General features: G+C 34.2%; 17 protein-coding genes. 10 read left to right on the top strand and 7 right to left on the bottom strand.

The features are described 5' to 3' along the window. Positions 1–3: 3 nt before the first annotated feature. A complete protein-coding gene (locus tag BUB80_RS02600) occupies positions 4–363 on the bottom strand; it encodes a prevent-host-death protein (RefSeq protein WP_073290658.1) in 360 nt (119 codons plus the stop codon). 441 nt (positions 364–804) lie between these two features. Between BUB80_RS02600 and gndA the strand changes: the two genes are divergently transcribed. From gndA to BUB80_RS02630, 6 genes are all read left to right on the top strand, one after another. Further along, positions 805–2,223 (top strand): NADP-dependent phosphogluconate dehydrogenase, encoded by a 1,419-nt coding sequence (gene gndA, locus BUB80_RS02605; protein ID WP_073290660.1) that lies wholly within the window; start codon positions 805–807, stop codon positions 2,221–2,223. A gap of 11 nt (positions 2,224–2,234) precedes the next feature. Next, positions 2,235–3,716: a glucose-6-phosphate dehydrogenase gene (gene zwf / locus BUB80_RS02610; RefSeq protein WP_073290852.1), complete on the top strand. Its 1,482-nt coding sequence runs from the start codon at positions 2,235–2,237 to the stop codon at positions 3,714–3,716. Between the two features lie 28 nt (positions 3,717–3,744). After that, on the top strand, positions 3,745–4,455 hold the full coding sequence (gene pgl, locus BUB80_RS02615; RefSeq protein WP_073290662.1) for a 6-phosphogluconolactonase: 711 nt from the start codon (positions 3,745–3,747) through the stop codon (positions 4,453–4,455). Positions 4,456–4,700: 245 nt separating this feature from the next. After that, the gene (locus BUB80_RS02620) at positions 4,701–5,207 is read left to right on the top strand and encodes a RidA family protein (RefSeq protein WP_228433649.1); all 507 of its coding nucleotides are present in this window, start codon (positions 4,701–4,703) and stop codon (positions 5,205–5,207) included. A 346-nt stretch (positions 5,208–5,553) separates the two neighbouring features. After that, on the top strand, positions 5,554–7,398 hold the full coding sequence (locus BUB80_RS02625) for a chloride channel protein (protein WP_073290666.1): 1,845 nt from the start codon (positions 5,554–5,556) through the stop codon (positions 7,396–7,398). A 453-nt stretch (positions 7,399–7,851) separates the two neighbouring features. Then, positions 7,852–8,244: a hypothetical protein gene (locus BUB80_RS02630; RefSeq protein ID WP_073290667.1), complete on the top strand. Its 393-nt coding sequence runs from the start codon at positions 7,852–7,854 to the stop codon at positions 8,242–8,244. Between the two features lie 324 nt (positions 8,245–8,568). Here the strand turns inward: BUB80_RS02630 and BUB80_RS02635 are convergent, their stop codons facing one another. Genes BUB80_RS02635 through BUB80_RS02645 form a run of 3 tightly spaced genes read right to left on the bottom strand, consistent with a single transcriptional unit; the run spans position 8,569 to position 10,802 of the window. After that, a complete protein-coding gene (locus BUB80_RS02635; protein WP_073290669.1) occupies positions 8,569–8,970 on the bottom strand; it encodes a hypothetical protein in 402 nt (133 codons plus the stop codon). 44 nt (positions 8,971–9,014) lie between these two features. Further along, positions 9,015–9,761: a LytR/AlgR family response regulator transcription factor gene (locus BUB80_RS02640; protein ID WP_073290671.1), complete on the bottom strand. Its 747-nt coding sequence runs from the start codon at positions 9,759–9,761 to the stop codon at positions 9,015–9,017. 3 nt (positions 9,762–9,764) lie between these two features. Continuing rightward, positions 9,765–10,802, bottom strand: a complete 1,038-nt coding sequence (locus BUB80_RS02645; RefSeq protein ID WP_175549558.1) for a sensor histidine kinase — start codon at positions 10,800–10,802, stop codon at positions 9,765–9,767. Between the two features lie 384 nt (positions 10,803–11,186). Between BUB80_RS02645 and BUB80_RS02650 the strand changes: the two genes are divergently transcribed. Then, the gene (locus tag BUB80_RS02650; RefSeq protein ID WP_073290675.1) at positions 11,187–12,068 is read left to right on the top strand and encodes a class I SAM-dependent methyltransferase; all 882 of its coding nucleotides are present in this window, start codon (positions 11,187–11,189) and stop codon (positions 12,066–12,068) included. A 14-nt stretch (positions 12,069–12,082) separates the two neighbouring features. Here BUB80_RS02650 and BUB80_RS02655 read toward each other — a convergent pair whose 3' ends face one another. Continuing rightward, positions 12,083–13,288, bottom strand: coding sequence for an MFS transporter (locus BUB80_RS02655; RefSeq protein ID WP_073290854.1), 1,206 nt, complete (start codon positions 13,286–13,288; stop codon positions 12,083–12,085). 93 nt (positions 13,289–13,381) lie between these two features. Next, on the bottom strand, positions 13,382–14,296 hold the full coding sequence (locus tag BUB80_RS02660) for a helix-turn-helix domain-containing protein (protein ID WP_073290677.1): 915 nt from the start codon (positions 14,294–14,296) through the stop codon (positions 13,382–13,384). 59 nt (positions 14,297–14,355) lie between these two features. On the opposite strand from BUB80_RS02660, the gene BUB80_RS23535 reads away from it, so the two are divergent. Beyond that, positions 14,356–14,502, top strand: a complete 147-nt coding sequence (locus tag BUB80_RS23535; protein ID WP_175549559.1) for a hypothetical protein — start codon at positions 14,356–14,358, stop codon at positions 14,500–14,502. An 88-nt stretch (positions 14,503–14,590) separates the two neighbouring features. Here the strand turns inward: BUB80_RS23535 and BUB80_RS02665 are convergent, their stop codons facing one another. Continuing rightward, a complete protein-coding gene (locus BUB80_RS02665) occupies positions 14,591–17,932 on the bottom strand; it encodes a DEAD/DEAH box helicase (RefSeq protein WP_073290679.1) in 3,342 nt (1,113 codons plus the stop codon). A 261-nt stretch (positions 17,933–18,193) separates the two neighbouring features. On the opposite strand from BUB80_RS02665, the gene BUB80_RS02670 reads away from it, so the two are divergent. Together BUB80_RS02670 and BUB80_RS02675 are read left to right on the top strand one after the other, a co-directional pair. Then, on the top strand, positions 18,194–18,370 hold the full coding sequence (locus BUB80_RS02670; protein ID WP_054509314.1) for a histone H1: 177 nt from the start codon (positions 18,194–18,196) through the stop codon (positions 18,368–18,370). A 315-nt stretch (positions 18,371–18,685) separates the two neighbouring features. Further along, positions 18,686–20,257, top strand: a complete 1,572-nt coding sequence (locus BUB80_RS02675; RefSeq protein WP_073290680.1) for a M20/M25/M40 family metallo-hydrolase — start codon at positions 18,686–18,688, stop codon at positions 20,255–20,257. Positions 20,258–20,324 lie beyond the last annotated feature (67 nt).

A 20,324-nucleotide genomic window follows, 5' to 3' on the forward strand; every position in this document is an offset into this window, starting at 1 on the left:
CTATTAATTAAGCTCATAATTCACAATCACTAAACCTAAAATAAAATGAACATAATCTTGTTCCGCATCTTTTCTGTTGATTAGTTTATTTTTATAATCATACGAGTTAAGTACCTGTGTCAATTTCTGATAGGTTTCAAAGTTATCATCTTTAACTTTTGTTCTTAAATGTCCGTCTCTTGTTGTAATAATATCATCATTCAAAGTCCTTACTTTAAACAAAACGTGACCTAATTTTGGATTAAAACCCATTCGTCCAACGTATCTTTCAACGATATTCACCTTGAACGAATCAAACACGATTGTATTGAAAACAACGTTAGATCCACGCTCCTGCGTATTGAGTTCAAGTGTATAGTTCATAAATTTATTTTTTACAAATTTATGCAGAAGCAAAAACAAAACAAAATAAAATTTCCGGTTTAAATTGGCGAAAAAAATGTATGCGTTTTAAATATAAGAAAAGGAAGGTTTTCTAAAAAGGTAGTGGTGTAGGTATTTTAGATAAGAACCAAATATTTTATAAGCTGTCAATTTTTCTTTTCTATAATTTCAATAGGTAATTTTGATTTGATAGGATGTCTTTTTTGTCAGACATAGAAATACATATATTGATACTTTTTATAATATTAAAACTAAATGTTTTTAAATGATTTATTTCGAGTGTTTTATAGCTTTTTAATCAACTTGAAAACTTTCGCAGAATCAATTTGAAATATTTTTTCTGTTCTTTTATTTTTTTACTAATTAGCATTTTCGTAATTTTATACTCCGTAAAATAGAATTCATATTAATATCATTACAATGGAAAGATATAATTACGGGATGATCGGTCTCGGAGTGATGGGGAGGAATCTTCTTTATAATATTGCTGATAATGGCTTTTCGATCGCAGGATTTGATCTTGATGAAGAAAAAGTAAAAGAATTACAGGATGGTGCCACTTCAGAAATGAAAGTAAAAGGTACAGCTACTTTAGAAGATTTTGTATCAGCATTGGAAACACCTAGGAAGATCATTCTTATGGTCCCTGCAGGAAAACCTGTAGATGCAGTTCTTGAGAATATTACCCCACTTTTAAGCAAAGGAGATATCGTTATTGATGCCGGTAATTCTTATTTTAAAGACACCAATAGACGTGTGGCAGATCTAGCTTCAAAAAATCTACACTTTATGGGAATGGGAGTTTCCGGAGGTGAAAAAGGAGCAAGAACAGGACCTAGTATTATGCCTGGGGGAGATCTGGAAGCCTTCCATCTTCTTCAACCTATGTTGGAGGCAATTTCTGCAAAAGTTGATAATGAAGCCTGTACTGCCTATATGGGAAAAGATTCAGCCGGAAACTATGTAAAAATGGTACACAACGGAATTGAATATGCCATCATGCAGCTTATCAGCGAAGCTTATGATTTACTGAAAAGAGGAGCTAACCTAAATAACGATCAGCTTTACCAAGTTTTCAAAGAATGGAATAATGGCGAAATGAATTCATTCTTGATCGAGATTACCAGAGATATTTTCCAACAGAAAGATTCATTAACAGACGGTTCTCTTGTAGATCAAATTTTAGATAAAGCAGGAGCAAAAGGAACTGGAAAATGGACTTCCGAGCAAGCTATGGAAATTGGTGTTTCTATTCCAACTATTGATATTGCCGTTACTTCAAGAATTTTATCAGCGTATAAAGAAGAGAGAGTTCAGGCTTCTCAATTATATGCTAAAAACGAAATTAAAACTCCGGAAAATATAGAATTATTCATCCAGGAAGTGGGTGATGCTTTGTATTTAGCGACATTAATCAGCTATGCACAAGGTTTAGCTTTATTAGTTAAAGCATCTGAAGAATATCAATTTGAGATTCCATTAAAAGATGTTGTGAAGATTTGGAGAGGCGGATGTATCATTCGTTCGGTGTTGTTAGAAAAGTTCTACACAGCATATTCTAAAGATTCTAATTTATCTAATATTTTATTAGATCAGGATATTTCGGTTATTGTTAAAGATAAAATTAATTCGTTAAGAAAAACTGCGGCTTTCGCTGCTTCAAATGGAGTTTCAAGCTTAGGAATTCAGACTGCTTTAGGATATTTCGATGCGTATACAACAGAATCACTTCCTGTTAACCTAATTCAGGCTCAACGTGATTATTTTGGAGCACATACATATCAAAGGATTGACAGAGAAGGTGTTTTTCACACTTCATGGCAAACAGCAACTCACTAAAATTCGGAAAAATGAATGAAAATAAAGCCTCGCACCCAACTACGATTATAATTTTTGGGGCTACGGGAGATTTGGCAAAAAGAAAACTTTTTCCGGCGTTTTATAATTTATATATCGATGGTAGAATGCCCAAAGGTTTCAATATTTTGGCACTGGGAAGAGCAGATAATACCAATGAATATTTTAAAAATTACATTAAAGAAAATCTTGAAAATTTCTCAAGAAAAAAAATAACTTCAGAAGACTGGGCAGGTTTTCAAGCCCATATTACCTATTTTCAGAACCAACTAGATGAGGAAAGTTCTTATAAGAATCTTCATCAGAAATTAGAGGAGTTTGATAAGATATATGGCACAAGAGGGAACAGGTTGTTTTATTTGTCAATCGGGCCTAATTTTGTTTCCACCATTTCCAATCATATCAAAAATACATCATTAGCTTCTGATGCTAAAAAAGACCGTATTATTATTGAAAAGCCTTTCGGTCATGATAAACAATCGGCGATGGAGCTCAACAGTTTGCTGGCTGAGACTTTTGAAGAAGAACAGATTTACCGTATTGATCATTATTTAGGAAAGGAAACAGTACAGAATATATTGGCATTCAGATTCGGGAATTCTATTTTTGAACCTTTATGGGATCATAAACATATAGAATCAGTTCAAATTACAGTAGCAGAAGAGGTTGGTGTTGAAACCCGAGGTGCTTTCTATGAGCAAACAGGAGCCCTGAAAGATATGATTCAAAATCACTTGTTACAGATTCTATGTATGGTTGCTATGGAGCCACCAGCTTCGTTGGAATCAGGTGAAATTAGAGATCGTAAAGTGGATGTTCTTAAATCAATTCGTAGGATTTCGTCTGATCAGGTTGATCATTATGCTGTGAGAGGCCAATATGGAAAAGGTATAGTGAATGGAGTAGAAGCTAAAGGCTATCGTCAGGAAGATGGGATTGCTGAGGATTCTAATACAGAAACTTTTGCAGCTGTAAAATTCTATCTGGACAACGAAAGATGGCAAGATGTTCCTTTCTACGTTCGTACAGGAAAAAAAATGAAGGAGAAGCATTCTTATATTACGATTCAGTTTAAACCGCTTCCACATTCTACTTTTTCAGAAAGTTCACAACATTTATCGGCTAATAGATTGATTATTAATATTCAACCATTGATGGATATCAGATTACAGTTTATGGCTAAAAAACCAGGGCTTTCATTGGTTCTAAAGCCTGTTGAAATGATCTTTGATAATTTCGCCTGCCAGGAAGATACACCTGAAGCCTATGAAACATTATTGTTGGATGCTCTTTTAGGTGACCTTACTTTGTTTATGCGTTCAGATCAGGTAGAAGAGGCTTGGGATGTAGTGAAAACTATACAGGAAGCTTGGGAGACTACTAAAGATTCCTCTTTTCCAAACTATGAAGCAGGAAGTTGGGGGCCGAAAGAAAGTATTGCGTTGGTTGAAAGACAGGGTCACAATTGGGTATAAAACAATATAAATTTAAATTAAACAAAAAATGAATATTACCGTATTTGATGATTTAGATAATTTGTATAAAAAGGCAGCAGATACTTTTGTTGATCTTTCACAAAAATCTATTCAGAAAAATAACCGTTTTGTGGTTGCATTAAGTGGAGGTTCTTCACCTAAAGCAATTTTTAATCTGTTGGCGACTCAAGAATATGCAGGAAAAATTGAATGGAATAAACTATACTTTTTTTGGGTAGATGAAAGATGGGTTGCTTTAGATGATGAGAAGAGTAATGCCAAGATGACGTTTGAAGCCCTTTTTGATAAAGTTCCTGTGAACAAAGATCAAATTTTTCCAATGTATCAGGATGGAATACTTCCGGAAGAATATGCTACCCAATATGAGCAGCAGATTAGAAATGTTCTTGGTGATGAAGGTGTTTTTGATTTCATTCTATTAGGAATGGGAGATGATGGTCATACCGCTTCTTTATTTCCGGGTGAAGCTGTTTTAGATGAAAAGGAAAAATGGGTTGCTGCGTATTATCTAAAGCCTCAGGAAATGTTCAGGATTACGTTGACTGCTCCAGTAATCAACAAAGCTGAAAATATCTTGCTTGTTGCATTCGGTGAATCAAAAAAGCATGCATTGAATGAAGTACTGAACGGAGAATATAATCCACAATTATATCCACTACAGCTTATTGATAAAAAAGAAAGCTTTCAGTTGTTTACAGACGAAAAAGCAAAAGGCTAAAATGCTATAAAATATACAATCTTTAAATGTTTTAAAGATACTAGGATGGACGAATCATTTGTAATGGTTCGTCCATTTTTTTTTAAAAAGTATTGATTTATACTTGATTACTTTTTTTATTGAATATTCAGGTTCAAAAATTCAACAAATTTACTCGCAATAAAATAGGGAAACGTCAACATATGTTGAGTGTTTTGGGAATTTTGAAATCTAAATTTGCTTCAATAATTCAATAAAAAAATATCATGAAACGTATATTATTTAGCCTGTCTGCTTTTTGTACAGGATTTCTTGCCTTTTCACAAAATACAAATCATCACAAAATAATGCCTAAAAGTAATACAACAGCAATTGTCAATAAAAATCCAAAAACACTCTTTGATCCAACTCCGTTTGCTTTTTCTCATGCTACAACGAATAAAGTTGATGGTAAATATGTATTTATATCTGGGCAAAGCGGAGGAGAAGATTTGAAGCATACCCTTTCTAAAGATTTTAGAACTCAGGTAAAGTATTCTTTGAAGAACTTGGAAACAGTGCTTGCGGCATATGGATTAGGTGTTAAAGATGTTCTTAAAATCACGATACTCATTGTTAATCATGATCAGGAAAAACTCAAAATATGGACAGAAGAAATGCATGCAACATGGAAAAATAATGATTTTCCGGCAAGTACTTTAATTCCGGTTCCAAGATTAGCATTGGATGATATGTTGATAGAAGTAGATGCGGTTGCTTTTATTAAGAAATAAAATAAATCTATAGTTGGCAATAAAAAATCCCCTACGAGAAGTAGAGGATAAAACTAATAACCATGAAAACTCAAACTAAACATGAGTTATGTTTTACTATTGAAAAATTGTGCCAATCATTTTTAAGCTTACTTTTTTAACGTTATTTTAAGACTATAAGGCTGTTTTTAAGAAACTGTTTGTAAATGAAAAGTGAATATGAGTCTTGATTTATTCATTTTTCTATAAATGGCTCTGATTGTAAATTTTCTGATCATTGAAAGAAGCTCACCAAAAAAAAGACAATTTAATTCCCTAAATTTACATCCCGCTTACTAAATGGTGGAATTAAAAAATATTCAAAGAAGTGAAAATTGATAATAAAAGAAAATATTTAAGTTTTCTAAAATTCAAAAGAGATTTTCAAAAATATGGTCTTGAAAAAGTACGGAGTTATGAGCTTATTCTTCATTGGCTGAACAATAGGTTAAGCCGTAATCAGTTTCTTGTTCTTTCGGGTATTATTGTAGGGTGTAGTGCGGGATTGGCTGGGGTTGTATTAAAGACGCTTGTGCATCATATTCATTATTTTATTACGAATGAAGTTCATTTTGAATACCAGATTTTATTTTACATCATATTTCCTTTTTTAGGAATTGTAGCTACTACAAGTGTGGTTCTTACAATATTTAAAGGACAGGACAGGAAAGGAATTGGGGCTATTTTATATGAAATTGCACAAAACTCAAGTATTGTTTCCTCCGTTAAAATGTATTCTCAGATTGTTCAGAGTGCTATCACGGTTGGGCTTGGGGGTTCTGCAGGTTTGGAAAGTCCAATTGCGGTTACAGGTTCTGCTATAGGGTCTAATTTTGCACAGACGTATCGTTTAAGTTATAAAGAAAGAACGTTATTGCTGGCTGCAGGAGCGGCGGCGGGAATTGCATCGGCTTTTAATGCACCGATTGCAGGGATTATGTTTGCTTTTGAAATCTTATTGACCGGCGTGGTTTTTACAGATTTTATTCCTTTGGTAGTTGCAGCAGTTTGTGGAAGTCTTTTATCGAGGATCTTACTTCAGGAAGATATTCTTTTCAGGTTTTACACCAGGGAACCTTTTAATTATAGAAACGTTCCTTATTACCTTATTTTAGGAATTGCAACAGGTTTATATGCAAGGTATTTTGTGCTGGTCTCTCAGAAAGTTGAACATTTTATAAAAGAACTTAAGATGTCACGCCTCCGAAAAGCAATGTTTGGTGGAGCGGTATTATCCTTACTTTGTGTACTTTTCCCTCCTTTATTTGGGGAAGGATATGATACGGTAAAAGCTTTTACGAATGGAAATACCCATTCTATTATTGAAAACAGCTTTTTCAGATATTTTGAAATTAAGGAGTGGACGGTTATTATCTTTTTAATTTTAGTGTGTCTATTAAAGGCATTCGCAACTTCTTTTACCATCTTCAGTGGTGGTAATGGCGGTAACTTTGCTCCTTCACTTTTTGCAGGAGGTACAGTAGGGTATTTATTTGCTCTGATTTGTCAGCATCTTGGATTTTCAGATGTTCCGGTAACGAATCTTGTTCTTGTTGGTATGGCAGGAGCTATGAGCGGCGTATTGTATGCACCGCTTACGGCAATATTTCTAATTGCAGAATCTAGTTTTGGATATGATCTTTTTATTCCTTTAATGATAGTCTCTGTAATGTCATACCTCATCGCAAAATGGTTTTCCCCAATTTCTCCGGAATTAAAATCATTGGCAGATCAAGGAAAAATTTTCACGAATAAGCATGATAAGAATTTATTGTTTTCATTAAAGACGGAAGATTTTATCGACAGGTTTTCAGAAACAGTGAATGAAAATGCTTCTATAGCAGATTTGTTTGAACTCGTAAAAGATGGGACCAAAAACATTTTCGGAGTTATTGATGATGCTAAAACATTGCGCGGAATTCTTACAATAGATGATGTGCGCCCATTTTTGTTTTCAGATACTGATACGTCGGCGAGTATTATTAAAATTATGAAAGCGCCTCCGGCCATTATTCATCCGGAAGATAAACCATTAGAAATTCTTCAGATATTTGATGATACGGGTGTTTGGAATCTCCCGGTTGTAGATCATGAAAATAAATTTGTAGGCTTTATTTCAAAATCATCTATATTAATGAGCTATAGACAGCTTTTGAAAGAGTATTCGGATTAATGAATACTTTAATTGAAAGAAAATTTTTAGAAAATAATTGTTTGTAATAAATGGTTCTTTTCTTCTTGAAAAAAAACAGGGGCTTTTTGGATTACCCCTGTAACACAAAAACACAAACACGAATTTTGAGACTGTATTCTCATTACTCGACGATTATATAGAAACTACAAATATATTTGCAGATAACTTTTATTCTTTTCAAAACAAAGGAAAAAATTTAAGCCTTAAAAGACTCGTTCTTTATGATAACAAGCGAGGTTATTTATATTTCAAATATATCGTGTTTCACTTAAAAAAGTCATACTGCATATCTACTGATAATATTCAATTTGGTGATAGTTAATTGATTAATGAAATTGCAGTAGTAATTATGCAGTAGATATTTTTCCTGTGTTTTCTTAATCCTGTAATTGTCATTAAAAAAAGATCCATAATAAAAACAATATAAAAGAAATGAATACACAAGAATTGGTAGAAAAAGAGATCTTCGATTTTCATGAAAATATTGAAAATTGGTTTACAAAAAATACAACAGATAAAGAAGCTCTGCTTTCAAGTTTATTGCAGAATTTTCATCCTGATTTCAAGATGAAAGGGAGTAGAGGAAATGAATTGGATTACGAAGGTTTTGCAAGTTGGTTACCTTCTGCTTTTGGAAGATTTTCAACAATGGAAATTAAAGTTTCGGATATAAAGATTCAGCTTTCAGATAAACATGCGTTGGCAGAATATGTAGAAACTCAAAATGCTGATGGAGAAATGAATACCAGAAAAGCTTCTGCCGTTTTTTTTATTGAATCAGATCATAAGATCCGTTGGTATCATTTATTGGAAGAATGGATATAGAAATCAGGCAACCTAGCTTAATTTTGAATCTGAAAAAATCCGGAGCCACGGCTCCGGATCAAAAAAAACAATTGGAATGATTGATAATGAATAAAAACGACTATCTTAAATATTGGGTAATACCAATGATTATTGAATAAAATCAACTATCATTCTTTTAAAAAGCTTTGTTTTTCATACCACAAGAATCTTTAATTTTGACCATACTTTTCCTATAACCCTTTATGAAGCTATAGATTATGAAACGAAATGATAGGGGAGTTGTAGGTGTAGAAATTAAATAATTCGAGCAGAATACGAATGATCAGCTCTTAAAGAATAGACTTATTTGTACTTGATGAAAGTAGCCTGAACTTTCTTGGTCTTAATATTATTGCTGATAGAGCCTCCGGTGTAGGTGCTGTTTTTGCTTCCGTGTTTTGTATTTCCAAAATCACTTTTTGAAGTTCCGGTTACTTCTTCCGTTAGTTTCATAATAACACCGTCTGCACCTTGTGCTTTTCCAAGTTCAATAACTTTTTGTTGTACTGCATTTAATGAGCTGAATCCTTGTCCGATATCAGTGGTGCCCATTACTTCATGTTCTCTTTTAACATCGTTAGCCTCGAAGTAAACATCTACATTCTGAGTTGGGGAATATGTTTTCCCAAAGTAAGAAGGTGTGCATGAGGTGGCTAGTGTCAGTGCGAAAATACCGACAGATTGAATCAATGATAAATTTTTCATTTTTTAAATTGTAAATTAATTGTTAGAAAATATTTTGAATTGTGTTAGATGGATGATGTAGGATTGGGGTCTTCCTTGTTTTTGTTGGTGATTACTTTTCCCATCATCTGGCTCATGAAAATATCCTTATAGGTTTGTCCGATCGGAATTTGATTCTTTGTGAATTCCAGTTGCACAAGATTTCCGTGGATCATAATAATAAAAGGAACAGCAATAATGAAAGATTTGTGGATTCTCAGGAATTGGTCAGCGGGTAGTTTTTCTTCAAGTCCTCCGATATTCAGAAGGGCGGTTACTTGCTCTCCGTCTCGGGTATGAAAACAGACGTATTTGCCTTTTCCTTCTATGTAAATAATGTCATTTATTTTGATCTTTAAGAGCTTGCCTTTATATTCTGTTTTTACCAATATAAAATCATCGATCTCTTTTTTAGGTACTGAAATAGCTTCCTGTGCACGCTGTGCCGCTTTAAGAAATCTTGGAAAGAAAATAGGTTTCAGGAGATAGTCTACCACATTATGATCGAAACCTTCCATTGCGTATTCTCTGAATGCAGTGGTAAGAATCACTTTATATCGGTCATTCAGCAATTGAAGAAATTCGATCCCAGACATTCCCGGCATCTGAATGTCAAGGAAAATCAAGTCTACCTCCGTAGTATTCAATACTTGTAGTGCTTCTGCCGGATTGGTGGCCGTGCCCGCAAGTTTCAGAAATGGGGTTTGTTCAATATGAAGGGTTAGCAATTCTATAGCGTGTGCCTCATCATCTACTACGATACAATTAATCATAACTTAAAGGTTTATAGTTATTTCATTTACATAATAATTTTCATCTTCTCTGATGGTAAAGGAATGCTTGATTCCGTACATCAGCTGCAAACGTTGCTGTACGTTACCGAGTCCTATTCCTTTGGAAGGCTCTTTGGGGCCTTTCTTCTTTTTATTGCTTACCAGAAAATAGATCTTATTTTTTGTAGCTTCCAGATGAATGGTTACATGGTTGTTTTCATCGTTAAGGTCGCCATGTTTAAAAGCATTTTCAACCAAGGTTACCAAAGCCAAAGTGGGAACATACGCTTCATTATCTTCTATGTGTTCATAATATTTCACTTTGAGGTTATGATTAAATCTGATCTGATTCATTTCTATCACCTTTTTCATATGTTCAACTTCCAGTGCTAAAGGCACTTTTCCAAGCTCATCCCAATCATCCAATGCGTAACTCATGATTTCAGAAAGTAAAAGCACGGCATGGGCGGCTTCAGGATTTGTTCTTAATGTTTTGGTATAAATAAAACTCAATGAATTAAATAAAAAATGCGGATTGATTTGATATTTAATGGCTGAAAGCTCAGCTTTTAATTTTTGTTTTTCCAACTCTTCTCGTCGCTTGTGCATCTCGTTTGAGGTGATAATTACAGCGAAAAAAATCGATATAAAAATGATTAAAATATCCAGACAGAAGGCTGTTAATAGAAACGTATTTGGAGTAACATATCCATTGTCTGTAGGTTTCGGACTGCTTATACAGAAGTTCCAGAAATACTCATAGATCGTAAGAACTGTAAAGAATAGAAGTCCCTGCCATCCTATTTTTTTCCATTTTCGGGTTTTTATTAAAGGAATGGCCAAGTGGTAAATAAGAACATAATAAACAAAAGCACCCTTAAGAATAGTATGAATAATATTAACATACAGCATACTCCCTATTCCAAATTGCTTTAGGGTTGTTTCTAAACCTTGTAATTTTACAAGGAACAAAAACACAGCAACGCTCCAGGTCGTATAAACTGCTAAGGTGATAAGTATCTGCTTCCATTGCCTTTTCATGAACTCTATCATTTTCTTCTCTTTGTTTTTGTAATTTTTTATGAATGAAAATTACATTGTTTTTATTTTGATGGTGCAATATTAGCAAATGTCTGGATGATGATAAAATATAATACACAAACAGTAGGATTCGGGACATCAACAATAGGATTGATGTTGTTTTGTGTACATGAAGAGGAGGATTCTATTTCGTTATGTCAAATTTTAATAACCACTTGAATTGATTGTTGATGAAATAAATACATGAATTTGTATTAGTTAAGTAATATTTTAATTAAATTAGTCACTAGAAAAGGATAAAATATGGAGTAAGCGAATCGAATAAGATTTGGAGAAGTCATTTTATGGTAAGTATAATAAGTATTCACAATTAAATAATAATATATGGAAACAACAGTACTTCTTGAAAGAATGAATACAATAATTTCTCATGAAGGTCCAGCACTTGAAGAGTTTGACGAGCTAACAATGATGATAAATGAATTGGCTCGCCAAGTTCATGAAAGTAAATTGACAATTCATGAAATACAAGATCTTATAAATAAATGTAAATCTCTGAAAGATTATAAATCGATTATGGGGCATATTTTAACCAAACCTCATGGATACGCTGGGGATTTCCATATTATTGATAGGTTATATACTAAGGAGACTTCCTCCAAATTTCCAAAATGGGATAGGTATACCGTTTCAATCCCTTCGGCACAAGCGGTTAGAAACAGAAAAGATTACTTTAAGAAAAAAGTGTCGCAAAGTTTGAAAGAGGGAGGATCTCTTTTAAATTTAGCGAGTGGGCCGGCACGAGATCTTTATGAATTATATAATGAAAACCCTAAAATAGCTATTGCAACTACTTGTGTAGAAATGGATGAAAAAGCTATTATGTATGCAAGAATTTTAAACAGGCCCCATTTAGATAAAATTACATTTATCAAAAAGAATATTTTTCGTTTCAATACTGATGAAAAATTCGATATCATTTGGTCTGGTGGACTTTTCGATTATTTTGATGATAAAGCATTCATTATGTTAATGAAGAGGTTTAAAGAATGGCTTAAAGATGATGGAGAAATCATTATAGGGAATTTTAATGAAGATCATAATCCAAACAGAGTATATATGGAGTTTTTTGGTGAGTGGTATTTAAACCATAGGTCTGACGAAAAACTATACGATCTTGCAAAGCAGGCAGGATATGATGGATCTAAGATAAGCATTGGCCGGGAGCCAGAAAACGTAAATCTATTTCTTCACTTAAAAATATAAAGAAAAAGCAGAGATTAGTTCTCTGCTTTTTCTTTTTTCAATGTTTTACTCATGATAAGGATAATACCAAAAAGTAAAGAGGAAATAATAAAATATCGCCAACCCAGATCTTTTTGTTCGCTTACGTTTCCACTTACCGAAATAATAAAGCTGGTAAGAGAAGTAATGATATAGACCAATCCGCCCATTAATCCACCTGCTGTTCCTGCATTCTTAGGGAAATACAACATACTTGTCGTAAAAAAGGATGTAAATAAGATCCCCGAACAAATATGAATAAAAAATGCAAAAGGAATCGTAATGTAAAGACTCTGTGCGAAGTAACTTACTGCAATTAAACTCGCTATTAAAACCAATTGTATAATAACAGGCTGTAAAATACGAGATTTAAAATCTAATGCAATTCTCTTTTTCCCAATGAAACCGCCAATCATCCAAGAGAATCCTAAAATTAATGTACAATATCCAATAACAACCGGAGTGAAGTGGAAAGTATTTTCAATGATAAAAGGTCCGGTAATATTAAACAACATCACAATCGAATAACTTAATCCCAAAATAAAGATTCCCAACATAAAAATGCGGTTCTTCAACATGATTTGATAGAGTTTGATATTCTCTGAAAAACTGACTTTCTTCTTTTCAGGTAAACTTTCTCCACTGAAGAATAATTCAAAAAGAAATATGGCACCTGCGTAAAAGGCCAGGAAATAAAAGTTGGCATGCCAGTTAAATAACTTCTCAAGATAACCGCCAAGAAATGGCGCCAGGATAGGTCCACAAGACCAGACGATTGTGAAATAGCTTAGATAGTGTTTCACTTTTTCGGCGTCATAAATATCTACGAAAATAGCACGGGTCGCCACTACCAGAACAGAAACAGCTGCTCCCTGAAGTATTCGGAGGAGGCAGATCAACAAGATACTATTCGTCATCGTAATCAAAAGACTGCTGATGATCAAAAAGAATAAGGCTACCAATTTAGGTCGATAACGCCCGATATTATCTAAGATATTTCCTACAAATAACTGACAGATCCCATAACTCAGTAAATACGATGTTAACGTGATCTGGATGTCTTTTTCCGAAACCTGCATTCCTTTGGCCATCGATGGAAATGAAGGTAAATAAATGTCCGTTACAAACCCCGAAAGCGGGATGGATATAAAGGCCATTATCGTAACTAATCTGATGCGTTTCTCAGATGCTTCTTTCAACAACATGTTTATTCATTTTTTAACGATACAAAAATAGAGAAAGTATCATTAATATGAATTTTAAAAGACAAAGTAAAAATTACAAAATTCAAAGAATTAAACAGTGCTCTTAAATTTAAGCGGAGAAGTATTGGCGTGCTTTTTAAAAAAGTTGTTGAAATGAGAAGGTTCATCAAATCCCAGTGTATAGCCAATTTCCGAAATATCCCAATTGGTGTATTTCAGTAGATTTTTAGATTCCTCAAACATTCTTTCTTTTATGATTTGAGTGGTTGTAAGATTGGCGACTGATTTTACGGAAGAATTTAAATGATTTACATGCACATTAAGATGCTCTGCAAAGTCTGAAGCAGTTTTTAATGTTAACGGATAAGCCGGAGAATCCAACGGAAACTGTTTGTTGAGAAGCTCATCAAACAATCGGTATAATCTAATGTTGGCGGGAAGTTCATTAGGATCAATGTCTTCCATGCGGTTTTCTAAGGCAAGGTGTAAAACGGATGCCAAATGATTTTTAATACTGTTGCATCGAAACGGATAAGAAGAGTTATTCAACTTATACATCTGCTCAAAATAGATGGTGACAAGTTGAGTTTGTTCTTCAGTTAAAAAAACAAGTGGCATGCTCCATTCTTTAAAGAGAGAGGTTTTCTTGAATAATTTGAACTCTGAATTTCCATTAAAAAACTCCTGATTAAACAGGCAAAAATAACCTTCTTGCAAATCTCCGTCACATTCCCACGAGTAAGGAATATTGGGAGAAGGAAAAAATAGAGCAGGACGATCAATATACAATTGTTGCTGCCCATACTGAAACGTTCCTTTGCCAATAATAAAACTGATCTTATAGTAATCCCTGCGATTATAAGGACTTTTGAAACTGCAATACTTTCGCATAGAAATATTGAAGTGCGATTTTCCTGTTTCAAAATCATCAGTATCAAACATTTTATTTTTGTTTTCTCTGATCCGTTTGTAGTAATCTGCTATAGTTTCTAATTGATCGCTCATGATGCAAAATTATAAAAATCAAATATACTAAATGTGCTTTGAATTTTGAATTATTTTCAATGAAATCATTTATTAATCTGATAATCTATAAAAGTTGGTTATTTTTTACCATAGATCGAAGATTTTACGGAGCCAGAAGTCACGATTTTTCAATGGATGTAACCATCCAGTTTGTCATTCCGGAGGAATCTCAGCAAAGTAATTAAAACACTTTATTTGATAGTTTAGATTCCTCCGGAATGACAAACTAAACGTATGTTGAGCGCTTAAACTTTTGTCTCTTTTGTGGTTAAATTACTCCAAGATTTCCAGAAGATCACTTTTACTCAAACCCTGTAATTTTGATTCACTGGTTTTTATTAAGCCTTGGGCAAGTTTACTTTTTTTCTTTTGAAGATTTAAGATTTTCTCTTCAACAGTATTGGAGCAAATCAGTCGAACGGCAATCACATTTTTGGTTTGCCCGATTCTGTAACTTCTGTCGATAGCCTGATTTTCCGAAGCGGGATTCCACCAAGGGTCTACGAGATAAACATAATCTGCTTTGGTAAGGTTAAGCCCTACACCGCCAGCTTTTAAACTGATTAAAAACACACGGATATTTTCATCGGTTTGAAAATTATTAACCTTAGTTCCTCGATCTTTAGTTTGACCTGTCAGATATTCAAAAGGGATATTTTTCTTTTCTAATTCAGCTTTAATAAGATCCAGCATGCCTACAAACTGAGAAAAGACAAGGATTTTATGTTCCTTCGATTTATTTTCAATCTGCTCGGTCAGGATTTCTATTTTAACAGAATTCTCTCCTGAATGTCCTTCTTTTAATAAAGCGGGAGAATTACAAATTTGTCGAAGTTTGGTTAATCCCGTCAAAACATGCATGCTGTTTTTAAGGGTTTCATCATCAGTAGATGCGGAAATGAATTCACGAAGTTCACGTTCATACGTGTCATAGACTTTGCGCTGTTCTGCATTCATTTCGCAGTAAATGACCATTTCCGTTTTTTCGGGAAGCTCTTTGGCGACTTGCTTTTTGGTTCTTCGGAGGATAAAAGGATTTATTTTCTGCTGAAGCTCGGTTCCTCGTTTTGTGTATTCAAATTTATCAATCGGAATTGCGTATGTATCTTTAAAATATTGCTTACTTCCCAATAATCCCGGACAGGCAAAGGAAAGTTGCCCGTACAGATCAAAAGTATTGTTTTCAATGGGTGTTCCGGTCAATACGATTTTATTTCGTGATTGTAAAAGACGGGAGGCTTTATATTTTTCAGAATTTGGGTTTTTAATCGCCTGCGATTCATCAAGGAAAATATAATTAAAATGGAAGGTTTTCAGAAAACGAATATCCGACAGCAGCATTCCGTAGCTTATCAAAACCACTTCGTATTGATGCATCAACTCGGTTGTTTTCTTTCTATCAGCCCCATAATGAAGCAATACTTTGATAGAAGGTGCAAATTTTTCAATCTCTTCCTGCCAATTGAAGAGCAAAGAAGTAGGAACAACAATCAGGTTGGTCGTCGGTCCGTATTTTTCCCTTTGATGTAAAATAAAAGCGATGATCTGTATGGTTTTACCCAATCCCATATCGTCTGCAAGGCAACCTCCAAAATTAAAGGTGTCAAGAAAACCTAGCCAATTTAATCCGTCTCGTTGATAATCTCTCAATTCTGCTTTTAATTCAGTAGGAACAGCAATTTCAGGAATGTTCTTGGTTTGTGAAAAGCGTTTTGAATAGGTCGTAATTTCTGCATGTATCTCATCACTAAGGATTTCTTTTTCAAAGAGATTTGATATTTCTGTAAAATTAATTTTCGGGATTTTCAACAATTCTTCATCAATATCTCCCACCTGAAAATATCGGGTGATTTTATTGATCCATTCATCAGGTAAAATACCTTGAGTGCCGTCATCCAGCTGAATAAACTTCGATTTGTTACGAATCGCTCTGTGAACCTGTTTTAATGAAGCTTCTTTTTTACCAAATTTTATAGCCAGTTTAGCATTAAACCAATCGACACCGCTGGTGATCTGGATGTCTACTTTAGCTTTATTCTGGTTTAATTTATTGTTCTTTAATTCATTGAATCCAAGAATGGTTATTTTTTCATTTTTCCATGCTTCAAAGGCTTCCAGAAACCAGTTTTCGTCCAGAAATTTATCTTTATGAAGATAGAAATACTCGGTTCCTTCCATTTGCTCTTCAAATTCAGGATGTTGCTGCATAATGATAGAGGTCAATCGATCTTCAGCTTGATGATTTCGTTCTATGGAAAATGGGTTTCCATTCTGATCGGTATCAAATAATTGTTTTCGGGAATAAACGATCACCTCAACCGAACCATATTTCATAACAGGCGTAATCGATACAAAATTACCTTTCTGTTGCAAGTAGATAATGCGCTCTGTTTTGAAGTCTTTCTCGGCTAATTCCACCGGAGTTGCTTGACGGATATAGCTATAATTGATATGAATATATTGTTCTAATGAAGATAAAACAGTCTGTAAAAATTCCTCATATTTTGATGCATGAAGGATTAATATTTCATTGTTTGATTTGAAAAACTTAATCACGCGAAGCATATCAGGATTATCAACCAAACTCAGCGTGTTTTGAAAATAAACAAAATAGTCGTTTCGGATCACTACGTTTTTAAAGGGAAGTGAAATGTCATTGAATAACAGTTCACCCGTAATTTCATAAAAAGGATCTTTCTTGAAAACGGTAAGTTGTATTTCTGATTTTAATACATTTAAATGAATTGGAACCAACGACTTTGAAGAAATAGTTTCCGCTATATTGTGATCATGATAATAAACATCCAAGTCCAAAGGGTTCTGAACGATGAGCTTTAAAGCCTGTAATTCTGCCGCACTTTTCTCTTCGCTATACTTATTTTGAAAAGTGATAATGGCGGTGTAAAATTTGATCTCTGACGGCTGTTCTGCTTTCCAGATCAGCTGCATCGGGTCAATGGTTGTAATGGGGTTTTTAACTTTTCCAGATTGGGTAATATCGGCTTCCATCAATGAAAAGTTCAATTGATTGTAAAAGCGATGTCTCCCGATGACCAGTATTTGTCTTTTGTCAGTATTCTGTACAGCCAATTCATTTAGTATAGAGACACGTTGAGGAAGCAGATTCTGTTTGAAAACCTGTTCGTCTATTTGAATCAGCTCTTTTATTTTAGGTTGAATATCCAGTTTACCATCGGTATATTCAATATTGAAATAAGTATCCAGATTCGTTTCATTCTCTAATCCAAAACCTTTGGCGACTAACATCAATGATCTTTGTCTTACATTGTGATCAAAAAAGATTCGGAAGTTTTTCTGTTCTAAAATGCAATAAATGATTTCTGCCTGATGTTCACAAAGTTTTTGGGTTTCATTGTCACATGAGCAAGCAGTGATTAACGAAGTTCCAACCTGGCTTACGGAAACGTTGGGGAAATCAATAATAGAAGTTGATTTTGTAAACACTCCGGCATTGCATTCCAACGCAAGAGGGTAGATGTCTCGGAAGTCTTTATTTTCTATAAAATTCGCCGTTTGGGTATGCTTCAAAAGTTCATATATAGAAAGTGTACTGATATTGGTATTCGGTAAAATATATTCTTTTGGAAGCTCCATGACGACGTACAGAAAAAATGATTAATGGTAGGCGAATTTACGTAAAAACTGATGAAAGGATTTCCTTACAATTGTATTTTTTTCTTATTAAAAAAAGCTGAGCTACAAAGGGAAAAAGGCTGGAAATAAAGGTTGGAAATGGAAAAGCTGTTTGTTTTCATTCAAAATTTTAATAATTATCGATATTTATGAAGTTTTTTTTACTCTAACTATTGCAAAATCCACCATAAAACCTATATTTGCACCCTAAATTTTAAAATAATGAAAGAACTTATTGAAAAGATCAACGCGGAATTTGAAGCATTCACTGCTGAAGCAAACCAACAAGCAGAAAAAGGAAACAAGGCTGCTGGAACTAGAGCTCGTAAATCAGCTTTAGAACTAAGCAAATTGTTCAAAGATTTCAGAAAAGTTTCTGTTGAAGAATCTAAAAAATAATCGATCTCACAATCGATATAAACCGACTTCATTGAAGTCGGTTTTTTTGTTTATATAGATTCAGTTTAGCATTAAATTTTTTATTTAATTTATTCTAAATTTATTTCCACAAACTTTGTCATTCCGGAGGAATCTAAACTCTTTTTGTAGAGAACGAATTATAAAAAGCCTTGTTGAGATTCCTCCGGAATGATAAATTGAATGTGTTTCTACTCAATGAATTGTTGTAGGACAGATTAAAATAATTTGTCTTTTCCTCCCTAGTTTCCTCAATTTTCCCCGAATTCCTTTATCTTTATCCCAATCAATGAAATTATGAAGATAAATCGATTTTTTGTAGCGCCTGCGGTGGTATTGGCGGTACAATTTTCATGGGCTCAGACACAAATCGGCTCACAAGAAAAGCTAAATCCTGTAGTTGAAAATTTTGTAAATGAAGTAAATAACCATTCTCAGCTTGAAGATATGGCGTATGAACTTCTTGATGGGATAGGGCCTCGTTTGGTAGGAACTCCTGAAATGCTTTCCGCCAATGAATGGACGGCTAATAAACTTCGTTCTTGGGGAGTGGATGCCAATTTACAGCAATTCGGAACCTGGAAAGGCTGGCAAAGAGGAATCACACACGTAGACATGACATATCCTCGCGTAAAATCATTATCTTCAACCCAATTGGCTTGGAGCCCATCTACTAAAAAAGCGATAGAAGCTGAGGTAGTTGTGCTTCCTAAAGTTTCTTCTAAAGCAGAATTTGATCAATGGTTGCCTTCTGCAAAAGGAAAGATCGTTTTGATGGCGCAGTATCAGAAAATAGGACGTTCTGATGAGCAGATCAAAGAGTTTGCAACGCCGGAATTATATGAAAAACTGAAAGCGGAAAAAGAACAGGCTTCAAAAGACTTCCGTGATTATGTGAAAAATGTCGGATACGATAATAATACGCTTCCTGAAGCATTAGAAAAAGCAGGCGCTGCCGGAATTGCGATTTCCAACTGGACAGGAATTATGGGAGCCAACAGAATTTTTGGAGCAAAAACAAGTAAAATTCCAATGATTGACATTGATGTTGAAGACTATGGAATGCTTTACAGAATGGCTGAAAAAGGAAGCAAGCCTAAAATTAAGGTAGAGGCTCAGTCAAAAATACTTCCGGATGCTAAAACTTTTAACACCGTAGGAATTATCAAAGGAAAAGAAAAGCCGAATGAATATGTAATTCTTTCTGCTCATCTTGATTCTTGGGATGGTGCTCAAGGAGCAACAGACAACGGAACGGGCGTTTTAACGATGCTTGAAACAATGAGAATTCTTAAAAAATATTATCCCAATAACAAAAGAACCATTGTTGTCGGACTTTGGGGAAGTGAAGAGCAAGGTTTGAATGGTTCCCGTGGTTTTGTAGCAGACAACCCAGAAATTATAAAAGGAGTGCAAGCGGTATTTAACCAAGATAACGGAACAGGTCGTGTTGTGAATATCAGCGGACAAGGATTTGTAAACTCCTATGATTATATCGGAAAATGGCTCAATGGAGTTCCCAAAAAAGTAAAAGATCAAATCAAAACAGATTTCCCAGGAATGCCTGGTGGAGGAGGATCTGATCATGCTTCTTTTGTAGCGGCAGGAGTACCCGGATTTTCTCTAAGTTCATTGAATTGGGGATATTTTGGCTATACTTGGCACACGACGAAAGATACGTATGATAAGATTGTTTTTGATGAAGTGAAGAATAATGTAATCTTAACGGCATCATTGGCTTACATGGCATCAGAAGATCCCGAATTTACCAATAGAGAGAAAAGAGAAATGCCTCTTGATGATAAAGGGCAAATCACTAAATGGCCTGAAGTAAAAGGTCCTAAAAGAGATTCTAAGGATTTTAAATAACGAACTTATTTAAACTTTTTATTTTAACCACAAAAGAGATAAAAGATTAGTATATTATTTAAGCTCA

Source organism: Chryseobacterium polytrichastri (assembly GCF_900142445.1).
GTDB lineage: Bacteria > Bacteroidota > Bacteroidia > Flavobacteriales > Weeksellaceae > Chryseobacterium > Chryseobacterium polytrichastri.